Annotated in this window: 17 protein-coding genes; 8 read left to right on the forward strand and 9 right to left on the reverse strand. The window is 60.4% G+C overall.

The annotated features are described in order from the left end of the window. The gene (locus tag KI610_RS16970; RefSeq protein WP_226496125.1) at positions 1-1,446 is read right to left on the reverse strand and encodes a complex I subunit 4 family protein; all 1,446 of its coding nucleotides are present in this window, start codon (positions 1,444-1,446) and stop codon (positions 1-3) included. Positions 1,447-1,646: 200 nt separating this feature from the next. On the opposite strand from KI610_RS16970, the gene KI610_RS16975 reads away from it, so the two are divergent. From KI610_RS16975 to KI610_RS16985, 3 genes are all read left to right on the forward strand, one after another. After that, a complete protein-coding gene (locus KI610_RS16975) occupies positions 1,647-2,246 on the forward strand; it encodes a peroxiredoxin (protein WP_226496126.1) in 600 nt (199 codons plus the stop codon). A 136-nt stretch (positions 2,247-2,382) separates the two neighbouring features. Continuing rightward, positions 2,383-2,970 (forward strand): response regulator, encoded by a 588-nt coding sequence (locus tag KI610_RS16980; protein ID WP_226496127.1) that lies wholly within the window; start codon positions 2,383-2,385, stop codon positions 2,968-2,970. 90 nt (positions 2,971-3,060) lie between these two features. Further along, a complete protein-coding gene (locus KI610_RS16985) occupies positions 3,061-4,578 on the forward strand; it encodes a methyl-accepting chemotaxis protein (protein WP_226496128.1) in 1,518 nt (505 codons plus the stop codon). Positions 4,579-4,673: 95 nt separating this feature from the next. Here KI610_RS16985 and KI610_RS16990 read toward each other — a convergent pair whose 3' ends face one another. The 3 genes from KI610_RS16990 to dnaE form a co-directional block, all read right to left on the reverse strand. Continuing rightward, positions 4,674-5,348: a PEP-CTERM sorting domain-containing protein gene (locus tag KI610_RS16990; RefSeq protein ID WP_226496129.1), complete on the reverse strand. Its 675-nt coding sequence runs from the start codon at positions 5,346-5,348 to the stop codon at positions 4,674-4,676. Between the two features lie 271 nt (positions 5,349-5,619). Then, positions 5,620-6,090: a WbuC family cupin fold metalloprotein gene (locus tag KI610_RS16995; RefSeq protein ID WP_226496130.1), complete on the reverse strand. Its 471-nt coding sequence runs from the start codon at positions 6,088-6,090 to the stop codon at positions 5,620-5,622. Then, positions 6,087-9,566, reverse strand: coding sequence for a DNA polymerase III subunit alpha (dnaE, locus tag KI610_RS17000; RefSeq protein ID WP_226496131.1), 3,480 nt, complete (start codon positions 9,564-9,566; stop codon positions 6,087-6,089). Before dnaE ends, KI610_RS16995 begins: the two co-directional genes overlap by 4 nt. A gap of 202 nt (positions 9,567-9,768) precedes the next feature. On the opposite strand from dnaE, the gene KI610_RS17005 reads away from it, so the two are divergent. Continuing rightward, on the forward strand, positions 9,769-10,389 hold the full coding sequence (locus tag KI610_RS17005) for a hypothetical protein (RefSeq protein ID WP_226496132.1): 621 nt from the start codon (positions 9,769-9,771) through the stop codon (positions 10,387-10,389). A 25-nt stretch (positions 10,390-10,414) separates the two neighbouring features. Here the strand turns inward: KI610_RS17005 and KI610_RS17010 are convergent, their stop codons facing one another. Beyond that, positions 10,415-11,071, reverse strand: coding sequence for a Crp/Fnr family transcriptional regulator (locus tag KI610_RS17010; protein ID WP_226496133.1), 657 nt, complete (start codon positions 11,069-11,071; stop codon positions 10,415-10,417). 409 nt (positions 11,072-11,480) lie between these two features. Between KI610_RS17010 and KI610_RS17015 the strand changes: the two genes are divergently transcribed. Further along, the gene (locus tag KI610_RS17015; RefSeq protein ID WP_226496134.1) at positions 11,481-12,296 is read left to right on the forward strand and encodes a hypothetical protein; all 816 of its coding nucleotides are present in this window, start codon (positions 11,481-11,483) and stop codon (positions 12,294-12,296) included. A 157-nt stretch (positions 12,297-12,453) separates the two neighbouring features. Here the strand turns inward: KI610_RS17015 and KI610_RS17020 are convergent, their stop codons facing one another. From KI610_RS17020 to KI610_RS17030, 3 genes are all read right to left on the reverse strand, one after another. Next, entirely contained in the window at positions 12,454-13,734 is a 1,281-nt protein-coding gene (locus KI610_RS17020; RefSeq protein ID WP_226496135.1) for a cytochrome-c peroxidase, read from the reverse strand. Between the two features lie 58 nt (positions 13,735-13,792). After that, entirely contained in the window at positions 13,793-14,095 is a 303-nt protein-coding gene (locus tag KI610_RS17025) for a DUF4242 domain-containing protein (protein ID WP_226496136.1), read from the reverse strand. 299 nt (positions 14,096-14,394) lie between these two features. Beyond that, positions 14,395-15,096, reverse strand: a complete 702-nt coding sequence (locus KI610_RS17030; protein WP_226496137.1) for a PEP-CTERM sorting domain-containing protein — start codon at positions 15,094-15,096, stop codon at positions 14,395-14,397. Positions 15,097-15,561: 465 nt separating this feature from the next. Here KI610_RS17030 and KI610_RS17035 point away from each other — a divergent pair, with 465 nt between their 5' ends. Further along, a complete protein-coding gene (locus KI610_RS17035; RefSeq protein ID WP_226496138.1) occupies positions 15,562-16,350 on the forward strand; it encodes an enoyl-CoA hydratase in 789 nt (262 codons plus the stop codon). Here KI610_RS17035 and KI610_RS17040 read toward each other — a convergent pair whose 3' ends face one another. Further along, positions 16,351-18,909, reverse strand: a complete 2,559-nt coding sequence (locus KI610_RS17040) for a putative bifunctional diguanylate cyclase/phosphodiesterase (RefSeq protein ID WP_226496139.1) — start codon at positions 18,907-18,909, stop codon at positions 16,351-16,353. It abuts the gene before it with no gap. 121 nt (positions 18,910-19,030) lie between these two features. Between KI610_RS17040 and KI610_RS17045 the strand changes: the two genes are divergently transcribed. After that, positions 19,031-20,134 (forward strand): exo-alpha-sialidase, encoded by a 1,104-nt coding sequence (locus KI610_RS17045; protein WP_226496140.1) that lies wholly within the window; start codon positions 19,031-19,033, stop codon positions 20,132-20,134. Beyond that, complete coding sequence (locus KI610_RS17050; protein ID WP_226496141.1) at positions 20,131-20,688, forward strand: hypothetical protein; 558 nt, start codon at positions 20,131-20,133, stop codon at positions 20,686-20,688. The genes KI610_RS17045 and KI610_RS17050 overlap by 4 nt, the downstream gene beginning before the upstream one ends. The last annotated feature ends 30 nt before the right edge of the window (positions 20,689-20,718 follow it).

Consider the following 20,718-nt stretch of genomic DNA (forward strand, 5'->3'; position numbering starts at 1 on the left):
TCATGCCCCGAACAGTCGGGCGACCTGGCCGACACTGCCGGCGACCAGGTCGAGCAAAGGCGCCGGCCAGACGCCAAGGCCAACGATGCACAGCGCCAAAATCCCGGCCGCCACCGCTTCGGTCCGCGTCATGTCCGGCAGGTCCATCGGCTTGCCTTTCAGGCACAGACGACCGATGACGCGCAGGCTGTACGCCGCGCCGATGAGCATGGCCAGGCACAAGATCAGCACCCAGCCGCCCCAGCGCTGATAGCCACCGACCAGGGCATGCAGTTCGGCGATGAAGCCGGCACTGCCCGGCAGGCCGATCGCGGCAAGCAGCCCGAAGGCCGTGAAGAAAGCGAAGCGCGGCGCCTTGCCGAGCAGCGAGCCGTAATCGGCCAGATCGCGGCTGTGCGTGCGCTGATAGAGCAAACCGACGACGAGAAAGAGCAGGCCGGCGGTCAGCCCGTGCGCCACCATCTGCATGACGGCGCCGGTCAGGCCGGTGACATTGAGCGTGGCGATACCGAGCAGTACGACACCCATGTGCGAGATCGACGAGTAGGCGACCATCGCTTTCAAGTCCTGCTGGCGCCAAGCGAGGATGCCGCCGTAAAGCAGACTGATGAAGGCAATGACGACCAGCCAGTCCTGCGTCGCCAGCAAGGCGGCGGGCAGCGTTTCGGCAGCACGGATCAGCCCGTAGGCGCCCATCTTGAGCAGCACACCGGAGAGCAAAATAGATACCGGGCTGGGCGCCTCGACATGGGCCAGCGGCAGCCAGCCGTGCAGAGGGAAGACCGGCATCTTGACGCCGAAGCCGATGAAAAAGCCGGCAAAAATCAGCAATTGCGTATTGAGCGGCAGGCCGCGCCCGCCTTCGGCCATGTCGGCCATGGCGAAACTGTGGCCGGGCGCCGCGTCATATAGAAAGAGCAGCGCGACGAGCATGAACACCGAACCGCCCAGCGTGTAGAGAAAGAAGTTGAGCGCCGCGCGTTGCCGGTTCGGGCCGCCCAGCCGGTCGATCAGGAAAAACAGCGGCAGTAGCGTCGCTTCCCAGAAAACATAAAACAGTGACCAGTCGCGCGCCATGAAGACGCCGAACATCGCCGACTCGAGCAGCAGCACCAGCACGAAATAAAGTCGCGCCCCCGCTTCCATGCGCCGCGACATCAGCACGGCAATCAGCGAGAGCAGCGCGGTCAGCAGGACCATGGCCAAGGAAATGCCATCGACACCGAGCGCAAAATAGGAACCGAGCCGGCGATTCCACGCCCGGCTCTCGAACATCTGCAGCGCCGGCCCGGCCGTGTCGAACTGCCCGGCCAGCCACAGCGAATAACCCAGCGCCCCCAGCGCAAAGGCCATCGCCACCTGCCACAGCGGCAGGGCGCGACGCACTGGCAGAACGGCCAGCAGGAGCGCGCCCACCACCGGCAGAAAAACCAGCACCTTCAGCATGACCCAGCCCCTCCGCCAGTCTGCTCGGCTATCGTTATTTTCATGCCGTGATTATGCCAGCGACCCAGGCTTTGCGGACAGGCCGTGCCGCTTTCCGGCTGGGCCCTTCGGGCCGGAATAGCCGTTTGACACCTTATGCCAGCTTGGTTAAATTGCCTGCTCCCCCCACCCCACAAACCCATCAATACAAGGAGCTCCCCATGGCCGTTCTCGTTGGCAAGCAAGCACCGGATTTCACCGCCACCGCCGTATATGGCAACAATGAAATAAAGGAACTGAAGCTCTCCTCCTTCAAGGGCAAGCCCGTCGTTCTCTTCTTCTATCCGCTCGACTTCACCTTCGTCTGCCCGTCCGAGCTGATCGCCTTCGATCATCGCCTGTACGAATTCGAGCAGCGCGGCGTCGAAGTCATCGGCGTCTCGATCGACTCGCAGTTCACCCACCTGGCCTGGAAGAACACCCCGGTCAAGGAAGGCGGCATCGGGCAGGTCGGCTACCCGCTGGTCGCCGACGTCAAGCACGACATCTGCCGCGCCTACGACGTCGAGCTCGAAGCCGCCGGGGTCGCCCTGCGCGGGTCCTTCCTGATCGACAAGAGCGGCGTCGTCATGCACCAGGTCGTCAACATGCTGCCGCTCGGCCGCAACATCGACGAAATGCTGCGCATGGTCGACGCCCTGCAATTCTTCGAAGAGCACGGTGAAGTCTGCCCGGCCGGCTGGAGCAAGGGCAAACCCGGCATGACCGCGTCGACCGAAGGCGTTGCCGCCTACCTGGCCAAGAACGCCAAGAAACTGTAAACGGCGCATTTGCCCACGGACTGGGCATCGGCGACAAAAACCCGAGCGCCAATACGCCTCGGGTTTTTTTTATTGTAGTTTCGCGCGATTACAGGATAAAATTTGGCGAATTTGTAATTTCAGCAAAGACAAGATCATGGCCGATTCCGAATATCTCAGCACCAGGCAAGCAGCCCTCCGTCTGGGTGTTTCCTTGGGCACAGTTCAGAACATGGTTGAAAGCGGCGCGCTCGAAGCGTGGAAAACTGCCGGCGGACATCGCCGCATTCCGGTTGCTTCAGTTGATGCCCTGCTCGCCCGTCGGCGCAACCTGACGCCAAGCGCCCAGGAATATGGCGGCCAGATCGAAATCCTCGTCGCCGAAGACGATCTGACCCTGCAAATGCTCTACCAGATGACCGTCGATAGCTGGAACCTGCCAGTCAAACTGCGCATCGTCGCCAACGGTTTCGATGGCCTGCTGCAAGTCGGCCAGCGTGTCCCCGACATCCTGATCGCCGACCTCATGATGCCGGGCATGGACGGTTTCGAAATGATCCGCCGCCTGCGCGCCAATACCGATCTGGCCCGCATGGACATCATCGTCGTCAGCGCCATCGACCGCGAAGAGATTCTCGAGCGCGGCCTGCCCTCCGACATCACCATCTTCGGCAAGCCGATTCCCTTCCATGAAATCAAGGGATTCATCCTCGGCCGCCTGGCAGCTCGCCAGCGCAGCAACTAAAAACAAAGAATGACGCCGCCTGAAAAAATCGGGCGGACGATCACATTGCACCGCAATCCCGTCCACTAAAAAAGATTCAGGAGACACACCATGGGATTTTTTGGCAACAGCAGCGCACTCGAGAAGATTGACCGCGACATCGCGGCGATCGCTGACGGCAGTGCTGACCTTTCGTACTCGGTAGGCCATGCCGGCAGCGATGCCGCCGGGCGCATTTCCGGCAACATCAACCGCTTTTTCAGCCGTGTCCGCGGCCTCATTTCACATGCCCGCGAGCGCAGCGTAAGCATTGCTGCCGACGCCGCCCGGATGAACAGTCAGGTGCAGCAGACCGACGACGCCGTGCGCCGCCAGGAAGCCCTCGCCGCCAACGTCTTCGAGTCGAGCAACCTGGTCAATCAGGCGGTCAGTGAAGTGGCAAGGAATTCGGACGCCATCCAGGCATCGACCCAGAACAACCTCGACCTCGCCCAGCGCTCGCTGGAGCAGATGGAAACGGTGGCCTCGACCATGCGCTCGACCAACGCGCACATTGAGCATTTTTCGGCGACGGTGGCCGAACTGCACACCAATTCAATGAAGATCGACCAGATCGTCTCGCTGATCAACGATATTTCCGACCAGACCAATCTGCTGGCGCTCAATGCCGCCATCGAAGCCGCCCGGGCCGGCGAAGCGGGCCGCGGTTTTGCCGTGGTCGCCGACGAAGTGCGAAAACTGGCGGAAAAGGTCAAGACGGCAACCCAGGTCATCGGCCAGAACACGCAGTCGATGATCAACCTCGTCTCCGACACCTCGGCCAAGACACAGACCATTGTCGGCGAAGTGACGCGGGCCAATGGCTACATCGAAACCTCGGCGGCCGACCTGACGACCATGGTCTCCGACTTCAAGCAGACTACCGAGCAGTTGTCGTCCATTTCGACCGCGATCTACAACCTGCGCGAGAGCAATCAGACAATCCACCACGAAGTCGAAGGCATCCGCGATCATTCGCGCGACATTTCCGGGCGCATGAAACAGTGCCTGGACAGTGCCAAGACCCTGCGCGAATCGACCGAAGACCTGCAATGCACGCTGGCCGATTTCCGCACCGGCAACAGCATGTTCGACACCCTGCACGACAAGTGCGCCGGTTTCCGCGACAACGTCGTTGCCGTGCTGCAGAAAATGGCCGACCGCGGGGTCAATGTCTTCGATCAGGCCTACAAGGAAATTCCCGGCTCCAACCCGAAGCGCTACACGACGGCCTACGACAGCCAGTGCGACGGCGAACTGACCCGCATGTACGACGACCTGCTGCGCGACGTGCCCGGCCTGACCTATTCGCTCTCGGTCGACACCAACGGCTACGCGCCGGCCCACAATGGCGTCTTTTCCAATCAACCGAGCGGCGACCCGGCTGTCGACCTGGTCAAATGCCGGCACAAGCGGATATTCAACGACCCGGTCGGCCTCAAGCTGGCCAAGAACCAGAAGTCCTCACTGTTCCAGACCTACGTCCGCGACACCGGCGAAATCCTGGCCGACCTCTCGATGCCCGTCCTGATCGGCGGCCGCCACTGGGGTGCCGTGCGCATCGGCTTCAAGACCGATCTGGTGAAATAGCGGCCCAAAGTCGTCATCACAAAAAGATAAAGCCCCTCGCGAGGGGCTTTATCTTTTTCAGCATCCTCCCTTGCGGGGGCCGCCTTGCATCGGAATCAAGCGCCAATACGACGCCGACGCGCTACAGCACCGATGATGCCCAAGCCAGCCAGAAGCATGGCGAAGGATTGGGGTTCCGGAACAGCGGCAACGCCAACATCAAGAATCACATTGGTCTTGCCGATGGATGCATATCCGCCATTTGCGGGAATCGCACCGAGGACATCAAAGATGCTGACAGCTGCCTTTGCAGTCTCTAGATGTGCACTGGTACTGGCATTCCAAGTCGAAACATGAAATTGACTGTTGAACGTAGTAGTGTCAGTCAGCGGCACAGTTACGATGTCTTTAATCACGCTGGAACTCGTATTCACCAGATCCTGAACAGTCAAGTTACCCCCCACAAACACGGAGGAGGAGTTGTCCACTTTGAAATATGAACCCTTCTCGCCCAGATTAAAACTCGTCAGCTTGTAACCCGCATCAGCAGTAATAGTCAGGGAAACGGTGGCCTCAAGAACAGAATTGACAGCGGTAAAACCCGGGACACCACCTGTCGCGAACGAGATACCAGAAGCTGTAAGCGTCGGAGTACCGAACAACCCGAGAAACGAGTCGTCATAGCTGATGGTGTAGTTGCCGGCATCCAGCGTCTGCGTTGCAGCCAGCGCACTGGTTGAGATCAAGGCCGTGGCGATTAGCGCGGCCAGCGGTTTGAGTTGATTGAACATTAGCACTCCTGCACAGGACTAGTGGTTAAAGACATGTTCGCAAAGACAATGCAAACGGAATGTCATACTAGCAGCAAAAATTCCAACGTCAATATTATTTTTGCATAGCAATATGTCGCCACATAGCGACAATTACTTAATTTAATTGATTATTTTTAAAAATTGCGAAATATATGCTGCATTGCAATATTTTTTATATATGACAATGTCAGCGGCCGATATTGCAGTTCAACTAGTCCGCCGAGGAACTGCAAACCCAGGACAAGGCGACTCAGGCGAACTGCGCCAGCAACTCTTTCAGGTAGTCGTCGGCGGCAGGAGTCCCCTCGGCCGGGGCCCAGGGAGCGCGTTCTGATTCGGCAATCGGCACGTAGGGACCGGCTTTGGCCTCGAAAAAGACGGTGCCCGGCTCCAGCGCAAGAACCGTATGGAAAACGCCATGCGGAATGTCGATGCCTATCACCTCGCCGCCGGCCTGCAGCACGATGCTACGGTCAACGGCATTTTCGGCCTGAAAAATGACAACTCCCAGTCGCCCACAGACGACAAGCAATGTCTCGTCCTTATCGGGATTGAGGTGTCGGTGTGGAGCGACATACGATCCGGGCTCGATGGCAATCAGCAAACGGTGGGCCGGATAGGCATCCCCCGGATGAAAGTTGCGATTTTTGCGCAAGCGAGGCGCCTGTTCGGCTTCGGCAGTCAGGCTGGCGAGCAGAGCCCGGTCAATCAGCGTCGTCACGAATAGATTATTTCGACGTTTTCCGGTTGTAGCCAGCCCGACAAGGCTTCGAGCAGAGCGTCGTCGAGGCGGACGCGCAGGGCGTTGCCGAGTTGCAGTTCACACTCGGCGTCGGCATTGCGGTAGCGGACGCGCACGGCAGCGGTGCCGGGCGAGAAAGGCGTCAGCAATGACTTCAACTTGTGCGCATCGGAATTGCCGTTCATTTTGAGCAGCAGATGCCGGGCGAAACGGGCCCGCGCCTCGCCGAGCGTCATGAGCTTGTCGGCGGTCACGCTGTTGCCGCCGGAAAAGTCGTCGTAGCGCACCTTGCCTTCGATGATCAGCACTTCGTCGGTGACGATCTTGGCGCGTTCGGCTTCGAAAAGTTCGTTGAAAACGGTGACCTCGATCATCCCGGTGCCGTCGTCGAGTTGCACAAACAGCATTTTGCCGCGCCGGGTCATCTGGGTGCGCACACCGACCACGACGCCGGCCAGCGTCGTCAACTCCTTCGAGGGTTCCAGCCGGTTGAGTGGCCTGCGAACGAAACGCGACAGTTCTTTCTTGCAGGTATTGTACGGATGGCCGGAGAAGAAGAAACCGAGCGCCGTCTTTTCTTCCATCAACTGCGTCTTTTCGTCCCACGGGCGAACGTTTACGTATTCCGGCGCATGTTCGTCCGCCACGTCACCGACGTCAAACAGGCTGGTCTGCATGGCGTTGCGTTCCAGCTGCTCGGCAAAATCCATGGCGATGCCGACGGTGGCCAGCAGCTTGCAGCGATCGGCACCCTTGCCCGGCGCGACCAGCGGCGCAATCGCGTCAAATGCACCGGCCTTGATCAGCGCCTCGGTGGTCCGGCGATTGACCATGCGCTTGTCGCAGCGCTGGCAGAAATCGAACAGGTCCTTGAACGGCCCGCCGGTTTCGCGCGCCTTGAGGATGACGTTCACCGCCTGCTCGCCGGTCCCCTTGACCGCCCCCAGACCGTAACGGATGGTGCCGCGGTCGACCGGCTCGAAACGGTAATTCGAGACATTGACGTCCGGCCCGAGCACCTTGATCTTGTTGGCGATGGTGTCTTCGTAAAAGATCTTCACCGAGTCGGTGTTGTCGAGATCGGACGACATCGTCGCCGCCATGAAGGCCGCGCAGTGGTGCGCCTTGAGCCAGGCGGTGTGGTAGGTGACGACGGCGTAGGCGGCGGTGTGCGACTTGTTGAAGCCGTACTCGGCGAACTTGGTCATCAGGTCGAACAACTGCTCGGCCAGCGCCGGGTCGTAACCCTTCTGCTTGGCACCGGCCGCGATGGTTTCGCGGTGCAGGGCCATTTCCTCGGCTTTCTTCTTGCCCATGGCGCGGCGCAGCATGTCGGCGCCACCGAGCGTGTAGCCGCCGATGATCTGCGAGATCTGCATGACCTGTTCCTGATACACGATGACGCCGTAAGTCGGCGACAGACAGGCGGTCAGGTCGGGGTGAAAATAATCAATCTTCTGCTGGCCCTTTTTGCGCAGGATGAAGTCATCGACCATCCCGGAACCGAGCGGGCCGGGACGATAGAGCGCGAGCACAGCGATGATGTCTTCGAAACGGTCGGGCGCCAGCTTCTTGAGCAGCTTCTTCATGCCCTCCGATTCAACCTGGAAGATCGCCGTCGTGTTGGCGTCCTTGAGAATCTGGTAGGCGGCCGGATCGGTGAACCCGAGGCTCATCAAATCGAGCTTCTCGCCGGTCATCCGGCGGATGTACTCGACGGCCAGCTCGATAATCGTCAAGTTGCGCAGGCCCAGAAAGTCGAACTTGACCAGGCCGACCTTCTCGACGTCATCCTTGTCGAATTGCGACACCGTCGAAGCATCGCTGCCGGTCGCCTGATAAATCGGGCAGAAATCGGTGATCTTGCCCGGCGCGATGAGCACGCCGCCGGCATGCATGCCGACATTACGCGTCAAGTCTTCAAGCCGGCTGGCCAGATCGAACAGTTCGCGGACGGTTTCGCCATCGCCGTCGCCCTGCATCATTTCCTTGAGCTGCGGCTCCTGCTCCAGCGCCTCGGCCAGTGACACCGGCTTGTTCTGGACAATCGGAATGAGCTTGGAAATCCGGTCGCACATTGAGTACGGCAGGCCGAAGACGCGGCCGACGTCGCGGATCACCGCCTTCGACGACATGGTGCCGAAGGTGGCGATCTGACTGACCGCGTCCTCACCGTAGTGCTGGCGCACGTACTCGATGACCCGCCAGCGGTTGTCCTGGCAGAAGTCGATATCGAAGTCGGGCATCGACACCCGTTCCGGATTCAGGAAGCGCTCGAACAGCAGGGCGTAGGCCAGCGGATCGAGGTCGGTAATGCGCAGGCTGTAGGCGACCAGCGACCCGGCGCCGGAACCCCGGCCCGGCCCGACGGGCACGCCGTTGTTCTTGGCCCAGTTGATGAAGTCGGCCACGATCAGGAAGTAGCCTGGGAAGCCCATCTGGAGAATGGTCTTGCACTCGAAGACGAGGCGCTCGTCGTACTCCGGCCGGCGCTGGGCGCGCACTTCCGGGTCCGGATACAGCTCGGCGAGGCGGACTTCCAACCCTTTCTCCGCCTCATCGACCAGATATTCGCCGATGGTCATGCCCGGCGGAATCGGGAAATCAGGCAGGAAGTTCTTGCCCAGCGTCATCGTGATGTTGCAGCGCCGGGCGATTTCCAGCGTGTTTTCCAGCGCCTCCGGCAGATCGGCGAACAACTGGACCATGTCGGCCTGCGTCTTGAAATACTGCTCTTCCGTGTACAGCTTCGGGCGCCGCGTATCGCCCAGCACGTAACCTTCGGCGATGCAGACGCGCGCTTCATGGGCGCGGAAGTCGTCGCGATTCAGGAACTGGATGGGATGCGTGGCGACCAGCGGAATGCCCGTCTCGCCAGCCAGATCGGCCGTCTGCTGGACAATGGCCTCCTGCTGCGCCTGGCCGTAGCGCTGCACTTCGAGATAAAAGGCGCCAGGGAAAATCGCCTCCCAGGCCTTGGCCCGCTCGCCAGCCAGATCGAAATTGCCGTTCAACAGCGCTTCACCGACATCACCGAGATGCGCCCCGGACAAGGCGATCAGCCCGTCGCAGCCAACTTCGTTGAACCAGTCGCGATTGAGTTCAGCCCGGTCACGCCGGCCTTCAACCAGATAAGCCTTGCTCAGCAACTGGCACAACTGCTTGTAACCCGCGTTGTTGCGGGCCAGCAGCAGCAGGCGATAAGCATCGTCCGGCGACTCCGGATTGGCGATCCAGACATCCGCCCCGGCAATCGGCTTGACCCCCTTGCCGCGCGCCCCGGAATAGAACTTGACCAGCCCGAACAGATTGCCCAGATCGGTCAGCGCCATGGCCGGCATGCCATCTCCCGCCGCGCGCTTGACGGCATCACCGATGCGCACGATGCCATCGGTAACGGAGTATTCAGAATGGAGGCGGAGGTGGACGTAGCGCGGCGAATTCATGGGCGACATTTTACCGCGGCCAGCCGGGGCATTTCTGTTTAAGTACGCCAACGCGCATTGCTACGGTGAACCGGAAATAACTGCCAAAACTGAAATGTCCTTACCGCACTTCGGCACCGTGAAAAACCAGCCGCCCGCACAGGCCAATTGCAATCCGCCGGAAAAATTCATACTGTCCGACTCTGCCCTCGTTCGATGGACCGCACCCACGATGCCCCTACCGCCGAATTTTCGTGAAGCACTGGAGCGGACCGGCGCGTTCACCCTGCGCGTCATGCCCAGCGAAGACTGGCTGGCCATCCGCCAGCAGCAACATCAGCCGCTACCCTGGCATGAAACCGTACTGCGTCCGCTGCTCAAGGCCACGCAAACCGCCTGGGTCTACGAACTGGATGAAAAATCCGACGTATTCACGGTCGCCCAATCGATCGTCCGGCGCGAACGCGGCAAGCATGTCATTTCGCTCGACGGCGAACCGATTCGTGGCCACGAACTCCTCTGGAACGCCTCCGGCGGCAAACGCGGCTCCATCGTCCTCGCCATGCCGGCTGCCGACTTCCCCAGCCGGGAAATCTTCCCCCATTGCCAGGCTGCATTCATCTTCGGCAACTCCACCGTCCCGCACACCCCAAGCGCCGTCCGCTTCGCCCGCTTGGCAGTCGCCGACGGCCAAACCCTGTGCTGCCTGCTGTCGCGCACCAACGGCTTCGAGTGGCTCGCCATCTACTCGAACCCAGACCACCTTCAAGACCTGTTGATCGAAGCGCGGTCAACAGTCGTCAACCGCGCCTGGTACGCCCCGGGCACTAACGAGGCCCCGAGCGGCGAATGACCGATCCGATCGAATCAGCGCGCCCCTAACCCGCGCTGATGATCCGGCTCAAGCCGGCAACGTTGCGGATCGCCAGCCCCCCTCGCCGCGTCTCGACGTAATCCAGCGAAACAAATTCACCCAACAACCGGGCCACCACCTCGCGCGTCGTCCCCAGATGAAAGGCCATCTGCTGCTGCGTCATCGCCAGGGAGCCGGCCGACGAAGCATGCGTCAGCAGCAAGTTGGCCAGCCGCTGATTGAGCTTGAACGAATGCACCTCCTCAAGCTCCGCCATCAGCCGAAAAACCAGCGTCGACAGCGTGCGCACCGTCAGATCCCGAATCACCGGCTCCTCGGCAAACAGCGCCCGGAACAGCGGCCCAGGCAGGAAAGCCAGCGTCGTTTCCGACACAGCCTGCACCCAGGCCGGATAAAGCAGATCGTTGAACAGGCTGTTCAGCGCGAAGACGCAAGTCTCGCCGGCATCGATCAAATACATCGTCGCCTCGGTCCCATTCGGCGCCAGCGAATAAACCCGCAAGCGCCCTTCCAGCACGAAGTAGGCCCCGGAAATCTGCTGCCCCTTGAACAGCAAAGGCGCCTCGGAAACCGCATGCCGACTCACCACCCCCTCGCGTAACCGGCTCTTGCCGGCCGCCGTCAGGCTGGAAAACGGACTGAAATCCTCAAGCTTGATCATCGCCCGACCTTTCGTGACGGACCACCTCCCTGCTCACGGCCGGGCAACGAGAACCAGACGGGCCACTGACCGGCAGTGCCGACGAGTTTAATGCCATGGAAATTACCTGCACAAGAACCCGGCGCCACGGCGAGGCACATTGCTACGGTCAACCGGAAAAAATGGCCGAAATTGAAATCCTCTTGCAGGGATTCTGAGACGCCCAAAATACTGCGCCAGAAACATGTCATTTGCAATTTAAGCCGAAAATTCATACTGTCTGGTATGTCATCAGGAATCACTCGGAAATATGCAAGCAGCCGCCCAAGATCATTGCGAAAGGTGCGCCTTTGGCAGTCCTGTCTGCCAGCTTATCGGACGCATTTCCGGAGTAGGCGACAGTTTTGTCGCCCACTTCTAGCAATTCAGCATGAAAAAGATAGCAGACACGAACTACATACAGAACGAAGCTCTAGTGCGGGCGTTTCTTGCGGCCTCTCCAAGAAACGCTGTCGTTCTAACAGATTACGTTGCGATGGAGTTGTATAACTCCGGAAGCATGGAGACGTTAAGGCGGACAGTAAAGGCGCTTGCACCTTACCCTGCGCAGGTCTTTGTATTGAAAGACATCAAACGAGTTTGCGGGCTTTCCGGGCGACCAGCTGGACTGCAGCGTCGCCTGATTGACGATAACCAGACGGCGTTACTTCCGAACTTCTTCCGCGAAGTTGAGGCGGCCGCAAATGGAAGTAGTAGGTACGCCAAGGGTTACGCGAGTAAAGCTGCTAGCGCGGCGGATCAACTCGAACTTGTTCTTTCTGGTACCAGCCAGAATGCCAGCGCCTACTCAGATTTTGCCTCTCTGTTTACAAAAGAAGAGCTATTGGCCATTCGTAAGCAGTCGGGGGTTACTAAAGCAATGGCGAAAAAAATCATGGCGTTTACGTCTGAACTCTCCACCCACTTATTTGAGCAGCATCCTTCAGCAACAAGGTTTCCAACAAGGCTTGAGCTACCTAATACCTACATATTCCGGGTTTCTCTTGCAAATACCGTATTGGCTCTGTGGTGGGTAGGCGTTGGTGGCGCAGATAGAGCAAGACCTGAAAAACTCAGAAACGATGCCGTTGATTGCTACTTGGCAGCCTATGCAACGTTCTTTGATGGGGTACTTTCGGGAGATGAAAAGCTGAAAGACATCTATGGTGCATGCCGCTATATCTTGGCGGAAGCATTTGGACGCTGATATGAGTGCTGCCGCATAACCATTCGCTGCAGGCCCGACGGCCCTGACGGGCTGCGGCTTGAGCTCAAGCGTTAGAGTGATTTGGCCCCTTCCAAGCAGATTTCATTTTTGGCCGTTTTTTCCGGTTGACCGTAGCAACGCCCCAATCCTCCGGAAATCAGCCTCTCCCCTTTCCCGCCCCGGCCACCAGCCGCTCACTGCTCAACGCCTCCAGAAACGCCACGAGGTCGGCGACTTCCTTGTCGCCTATCGGTGAGCGGTCAGCCTTGCCGAGCTGGCGGTCGTCGTTGAGCCAGGTGTTGAGCTTGCCGGAGCGGCCGAGTTGGGCGCTGGCCATGATGCGGACGACGTTTTCGAGTTTGTCGACCGATCCGTTGTGCAGCCAGGGGCCGGTCAGGGCGACGTTGCGCAGAGAGGCGATGCGCCAGACGCCGCGTTTGCCGTCGAGCAGCAGGTCGTATTCTTTTTCGTAGGGCGTGGCGTTGGCGGGAAAGATGCGGAAGGCCGATTCGCCGCCGATCAGGCCGGCGTCGCTGAAGCTGGGGCCGCGATGGCAGAGGACACAGCCGGTCGATTCGAAGAGCGCCATGCCGCGCAGTTGGGCCGGGTTGAGCGCCGTGGCGTCGCCGCGCACGAAGCGGTCGTAGGGGGCATCGGGCGTGATCAGCATGCGTTCGTAGGCGGCGATCGCCTGGGCGATGCGCGCGAAAGTGATCGGCTGGCGGTCGCCGAAGGCGCGGGCGAAGTCCTGGCGATAACTGGCGTCCTGGCGCAAACGGCGCTCGGCTTCGGCCGATGTGGACAGGCCCATTTCGATGGGGTTGAGGATGGGCCCCATGGCCTGTTCTTCGAGCGAGGTGGCGCGGCCGTCCCAGAACAGGCGCGACATGAAGGCGGCGTTCCACACCGTCGGCGTGTTGCGCGGGCCGCTCTGGCGGTCGATGCCGAGCGCCGTTGGCCGGGCATCGGCGCCAGCGTGACCGCTCAGGTCGTGGCAACTGGCGCAGGATAGCGTGCCGTCGCCGGAGAGTTTCTTTTCGTTGAAGAGCCGCTTGCCGAGCGCCACCTTGGCCGCGCTGCCGGGGTTGTCGGCCGGCTCGGGCGCCGCTTCCGGCAGGGCTTCCCAGACGTAGTGGGCTTGCCGGGCCGGCGCCGGGTTGATGAAGCCGGTGTCGAATTGTTCATCGCCCCTTGCCGCCACGACCTGCATGGCCAGCAAGGGCGTGATGGTCTGTTCGGGCAGGCGTTCGATGGCCAGGGCGACGGCCATCTTGATGCCGAAGGCGACGAAGCCCATGCCGAACAGCCCGGTGAGCAGCCAGCGCCCGGCAACGTTGAGGCCGGCGAACGGGCCCAGCTCGCGGTGCACCATGAAGGCGAGCGTGGCGAAGCCGATGAGGACGGCGGGAAGGCCGATGCCAAGGAGTGCGTTGTCCATGCTGGAACCTCTGGAATAGCCAGCGGCGGGCGATAGCGGCCCGCCGCCCGGCCGACAATCAAGCGCGACGACGGAAAAAGGTGTCGCCCGGCGTGGCCGTGGTGACTTCGCTGATGTCGTCGCAGGGCAGGCCAACGCGCTCGTGGGCGCGGCGCACCGACTCGGCGTCCGGCGCCAGATTCAGGCAAAAGGCGCGGCCTTCAGCAAAGCCGACATGGGTGCGCAGCGGAATGACGCCTTCGGCCTGACAGGCGGTTTCGTACTGCGCAAAGAAGACCTCGAATTCTTCCGGACTCAATTGCGCCGGGAAGCTGCCGCGGGCGCGGTCGTGGGTGTCGAGAAAATAACGCATGGCTTGCATTTGGCGGCTCTCCTGAAATGACTATGAGATGGTGCAGGAGCTACCTTAATCACCGGCCAAAGCGGGGTCTGTACCAAAAGCTACAGAACCGACAGGCCGATTTCCGGAGGTAGTCAGCATTTCTTCATAGACCATCGGCCATACGGCCGCCCCCCAATAACACCAGCAATGGAGACACCTATGCCCCTTCGTTCTGCGCACCGACCAGAAATCAAGCTATCCACGCTCGAAAATGTGCGTGGACATAAAAAAAGGGCCCGAAGGCCCTTTGCTACAAGCGATGGCTTGATAGCCGAAAATCAATCCTGGCGGCGACGTCGGGCCATGCTGCCAACTACTGCCAGACCGGCGAGCAGCATTGCGTAGCTTTCGGGTTCCGGGACCGGAACAGCCACAAAATCGAAACTAATCTTGTTTTGGTCTTGGGCTGTGATAGCGGCAACCGCGCCGAGTGGCCCAACAGCAGCCATTAGCGACAGCGCTCCCCCGGAAACAGTCAGTGTGGAAAACGAGCCCTGAGAAACACTGGCGGTTCCGCTAAAGTAGCCTGTGCTGAATCCTGGAGTTGAAACTATCACCGTCCTATCCAAGGCAGCGCTAAAAGGACCGCTCGGGGCGCCATTCACTGAAACCGAACCACTCGCCACCGCGCCGGTAAGTGCACTACCAGCTTCGAAGTACACGAGATTGCCGATGCTGGCCGTAAAGGGGCCACTCAGGCTCCAGCCTGCATTGGCAGAGATCGTGAAGTCAGGTAGAAGGAAAGTTGAAACTGCTGGCGGGCCAAAATCGCTAGCGCTCACGTTTACACTAGTCGGAATATCCCAGCCAAATCCCACAGAGCCAGCACCACCGCTGGAATTAAAAGTCGGCCCACCAAAAATGGTGCTGTCGTCGTAACTCACGGTGTATGAGCCGTAATCAGCAGTCTGGATTGCAGCGTGGGCAGATGCCACGGTGGCAAGTGTGGCAATGGCCAAAACAAGTGATCGAATCTTCATGCAAGCTCCTCAGAGTAAAATATTTAGACAGCATGCAATATCCGTGCCGCATAGCTCATCGGTATTTTGTTACATGAAATTCATATAGTTGCAATGCGATTATCATCTTCCCTGCACGGGATGCCGGCTCAATGTAAAGATATCCGACATGAATCTGCCCTGAAATGGTGCCGAAAAGGCCTAAAAAATCGGGACAGATCACGGCATTCCAGCGCGACGCAGTAAGCCCGCATCGTTTGGCTGCTCACAAGCCAATTTCATTCTTGGCCGTTTTTTCTGGTTGACCGTAGCAACGGCTGATTTCTCGAGAAATCAGCGCCTATCCTGGCGCGCATCGGCCCCCCGTTGCTCGCGTCTCCATGATTTCAGAACACCCCGTCGTCAGGCGCTCCGCTATGGAATGGGGCTCTCCTGCGGGGGTAAAATCAGCAAGCGTTAATAATCCCAACAAATATTGGAGACACCATGACCACCACCGAACCCCTCGTCCTGCGCACCGATCGCGCCGACGGCCTGACCACGCTGACCCTGAATCGTCCCGGCCAGTTCAACTCGCTGTCGAAGGACATGCTGAGCGCCCTGCAGGCCGAACTCGATGCCATCGCCGGCTCGAACGGCGTGCGTGTGGTCGTCATCGCCGGGGCTGGCAAGGCGTTTTGCGCCGGGCACGATCTCAAGGAAATGCGCGGTAATCACAGCAAGGAGTTCATGCAGGCGCTGTTCAGGCAGTGCGGCCAGCTCATGCTGAGCATCACGCGGATGCCGCAGCCGGTCATCGCCCGCGTGCATGGCATTGCCACGGCGGCCGGCTGCCAGCTGGTGTCGATGTGCGATCTGGCGGTTGCCGCCGATGTCGCCAAGTTTGCTGTTTCTGGGATCAATGTCGGGCTGTTCTGCTCGACGCCGGCCGTCGGCCTGGCGCGCAACCTGGGCCGCAAGGCGGCGCTTGAAATGCTGCTCACCGGCGAGTTCATCGACGCCATGGAAGCCCGCGCCAAGGGGCTGGTCAATCGCGTCGTGCCGCTCGATGCGCTGGATGCCGAAATCGAACGCCTGGCCGGCAACATCCTCGGCAAGAGCGCCGTCGCCATCCGCATGGGCAAGGGCATGTTCTACAAGCAGCTCGAAATGGGCCTGACGGAAGCCTACGACTACGCTGGCGAGGTGATGGCCTGCAACATGATGAGCGAGGATGCCGGCGAGGGCATCGACGCTTTCATGCAGAAACGCAAGCCGGAATACAAAGGCTGCTGATTACTCGGCCGGCTGCCAATCGACCGGCAGCAGATGGCGCGCCGGCCGGCCGATGTAGTAACCCTGGGCGCGTTGGACTTCGAGGCCGACCAGTTCTTTCAGGACCTCGGCCGACTCGACATATTCGGCGACCACGGTGATGCCCATGTCGCGTGCCAGCGAACGGATGCTGGTCACGAAGGTGCGGTCCTTCTCGCTGTTGAGCATGTTGGCGATGAAATCGCCCTCGATCTTGAGATAGTCGATCGGGAAGCGACGCAGGTAGTGGAAGGATGAAAAGCCGGAGCCGAAATCGTCGATCGCCAGCTTGAAGCCGTCGGCCTTGAGGTCGTTGAGGAAGCGCTCGAGCAGCGACAGATTTTTGACGGTATCGCGCTCGGTAATCTCGAAAACGATGTTCTGCGGCAAGATGCCGCTCTTCGTGACAAGACGCCGCAAGTCGCGGGCAAATTCATTGAAGACCAGCGCCCGCGGCGACAGGTTGATGAAGATTTCGCCCTGGTGCCCCTGGGCCGCGAGGATCGTCAAGGCCTGATCGATGACCAGCATGTCGAGCCGGTGGATGACACCGATCTTTTCGGCAATTTCGACGAATTCGTCGGCGCGAATGATCTGGCCCTCAAGTTCGATCCGGGACAGCACTTCATAGGCCACGATCTTCCGTTCGGCAATATCGAGGATAGGCTGGAAGAAAGGCACGACACGCTTCGCCTCGATGGCCTCGAGGACCATGACGCTCTTCTGGGTGATGTCGCGGAATACCGAAACGATATCGTCCTGAGTCGGTACGGTGACCTGCCCTTTGCCGGCCGCCTTGGCCCGATACATCATGTTGTCGGCAAAGAGCAGCAGATCCTTGGCATTGTCGGCATGGTCAGGGAAAACTGCCAGGCCGATCGATGCCGTACCGCGCACGTGGGCGTCCTGCGGCGTCACCACGTCGAGCGACTCGATCGCCTGGCGAACCCGCTCGGCGACCATGACCACCGCGTCGGCCTCGGCTTCCGGCAGGAGCACGACAAACTCGTCGCCGCCGTAGCGGGCAAGAATATCGCCATCGCGCAAGGCATCCTGCACCTGGCGCGCCAGACGCTGAAGATAGGTATCGCCAACCGTATGGCCGTAGTTGTCATTGACCAGTTTGAAATTATCGAGGTCGATCAGCAACAAGCCGAAACTGTAGCCGTGACGCTGGGCCCGGCCAATTTCGTAGGAGCTCAATTCCCAGAAAACGCGCTGGTTGAACAGGTCAGTCAGCGGATCGCGGGTGGCGTAATACTCGAGGTCACGGGTGTATTTGTAGATAGCCTTGACCGAGCCGACGACGTTGAGCAAGGTGGACAAAACGCTATCCATGACCAGGTAACGCGTCTCGTCTTCGAGCACGCCGGCATGCACGCCAATGCCGACAATACCGCCGATTTTCGGTTTATCGACAAAGAAGGATTTGACGCGCAGCGCAACCTCATCTTCCGACAGCGAGACGGGCTCAGTCTTTGCGCTGGCCACATGGTGGTGGATATTGCACACACCGATATCGCCGAAACTCGGCAAGCTGGCCAACTCCCGGCGAATATGCTGTTCCATCATGATGCGGGTAGGCTCGGTCACCGGCCCCAACCAGAAAATCTCCAGATCGAACAGTTCGTCATCGATCTTGAAAATGGAGAACAGGGTGTGCGCCGGCAGCACGCTGTTGATATCGACCAGCAGGCGCCCGACGTAGTCGCGCCAGTCGCGCACGACATCGGACGTAATGACGAATTTTTCGAGCAGGCCGATCTCGAAAGTCAAAATGTCCTTGTCGACGGCAATCGTTCTCAGCTTGCTCAACAAGCGGCCGAGCCCGGCAAAAACGCGATTGAGTTCAACAAAACCAAAGTCGTGATCGGCAATGGCAATCCGACGCAAATCGCCGACCGCATTGATCTGATCGAAATCTGCCTGGAGGCCATCGAGCGAACCTTCGATGCGCCGCCCGACCCACCACACGGCAGCGCCGGCCAGCAAGGCCGCCAACGGCACGAGCAGGGCAAAAGCCAGGTACAGGTCACGCCGGGCATCGGCCAGCAGGCTGGCGTAGTCCTGGCGCACCTCGACGGCGCCAAGCACCGATCCGACCTCGGCATTGCGGTGGCAGCGCAGACATTTGGCCTCGGCAACCAGCGGATAGATATGCCGGGCGTAATCAACCGTATCGAGTCGCAAGGGCTTGCCGCTGGCTATCACGGTCTTGAGATCAGCATCGAATGGCGGCTGCTCGATTTCATCGTACAGATCGACCACAACCTGGCTGCGATAAATCTGCACCGTCAGCCCGTTTTCCTTGCCTGATTCGGCGATCGCCTGCAAAAAGGCATCCGCCTGGCTGCGCCGCCAACCCTGGCTCATCAACTGGTACATCGAAGCAAAGGTAATCCGGGTCGTCGCCTCGGAGGCGCGGGCCGCATTGGCCCGTACGACATTGTCAAAAATGCGATCGAGCGACCAATAGGCGCCACCGAAGAAAAGCGCCGCGACGACGGCCGATGCGCCGAATACGAAATATTTAATCCGCATTATTATTTACCCTCCCAGGTACGCGTGATTATCACAGAATCGGCTATGCAACAATGTGAGAAAACTGGGGAAATGAGCAAATTTCACCCCCCTCCAGGCAAGCCGGTTAAACTTCTGCCCCATGCCGCCTCCCTATCACCCCGTCTTGCTGTTTCTGTTCACCGCGGCGCTGGCCGGGGCTTTCTGGCGTGCCCCGACGCCCGGCGCAGCGGCATTCGCACCACCTCCGGCCGCCGCTGCATCGACATTGCCGGCCCTTTTCGTCAATGAAATGCTCTGGCGCGATGCGGGGTTGACGGCCGCCGCCCCCAACCTGACCGAATTGCCCGATGGCCGCATTGCCGCGGCCTGGCTGGCCGGCCCCGAGGACGCGATGACCGTCCATTTCAGCGTGCGCGATCGTGGCGGCTGGCGTAGCCCGGTGCAGGTCGCCACGCCCGAAAGCACGGCTGGCGGCACCTTTGCCCAGATCGGCCGGCTCGGCAACCCTGTCCTCCATGCCGAAGGAAGCTGGCTGCATCTGTGGTACGCCAGCAGTACGCTGGGCAGTTCGATCAACCACAGTGTGTCGACCGATGGCGGCAAGAGTTGGACGAAACCGGCCCGCCTGCAAACCTCGCCGTTCGCCAATTTTGGCGGTGCCGTTCGTTGCGCCCCCGTGCCGTTGGCCGATGGCGGTCTGGGGCTGGCGATCAGCCACGACTTTATCGGGCAGCACGGTGAATGGCTACGCCTGTCGGCAACCGGGCAAATTCTCGACAAGGCTCGCCTGCCAGCCATAACCGCCACGCTGCAACCGGCCGCGGCCGCCCTTGATGATCAGCGAGCAATGGCCGTGCTGCGTGATGCCGGCCCGGCTCCAGGTTCGGTCCGGGTAGCGACGACGGACAATGGTGGCCAGCGCTGGCAGGCCGGCGAAGCCATCGCCGTGCCCAATCCGAACGCCTCCGTCGCCCTGCTGCGCCTGAAGAGCGGCCGCCTGCTGCTCGCCGGCAACCCGGCCAGCGGCCGGCAGGCCCTGCTGCTCTTGCTGTCGGCCGATCAGGGCAAAACCTGGCAGGAAGTCCGCACCGTCGAAACCGCCCCCGACGGCGGCGCCGACTACGGCAACCCATCCCTGCAGCTCGGCCGCGACGGGCGCATCCACCTCGCCTACGACTGGCGCCGGCAAGGCATCAAGCATGTCGTTTTTAGCGAAGCCTGGCTCGACGGGGGGCAGCCATGAACCTGCTGGCCGCCTACGGTCTACTCGCCCACGCTCTGATTTTCGGGGCGCTGACCGCCCTCGTGCCCTTCGGCGAGCTGCGCGCCCGCGTCGCGCTGGCGGCGACGACGCTGGCCCTGGTGGTCGGCATTGCACCCGGCATGCACGCCTTTTTTGGCACGCCATCGCTGACCCTCGTGGCGCTGGCCATCCTGCAATTGGCCGACAAAACGCCATCGCCGCTGGGCTACCGCCCGGCACTAGGCCTGCTCGTTTTCGCCATACCGTTCTATGCCGCCTCGCTCGGCTTCGGTTCCTTCGATCCGTATGCTCTAGGCTACCAGCCGACGCTACTGCTGACCGCCCTGCTGCCACTCGGCCTGGTCTTGTGGTGGAAGCGGCTTGACGTCTGGCTAGCGATTCTCGCCATCGACCTCGCCGGCTACGCCAGTGGCGTTTTCGCCAACCTGTGGGATGTCCTGCTCGACCCGCTACTCGTGCTGCTAGCGCTGATCGTCGTCGTCCGCCGGATCACCATCCGCCGGCTGGCGACAAAAATCGGCAACGCCGGCTGAGTCAACGAAAACGGGGGCCGAAGCCCCCGT

The organism is Ferribacterium limneticum (assembly GCF_020510565.1).
GTDB classification, from domain to species: domain Bacteria; phylum Pseudomonadota; class Gammaproteobacteria; order Burkholderiales; family Rhodocyclaceae; genus Azonexus; species Azonexus limneticus_B.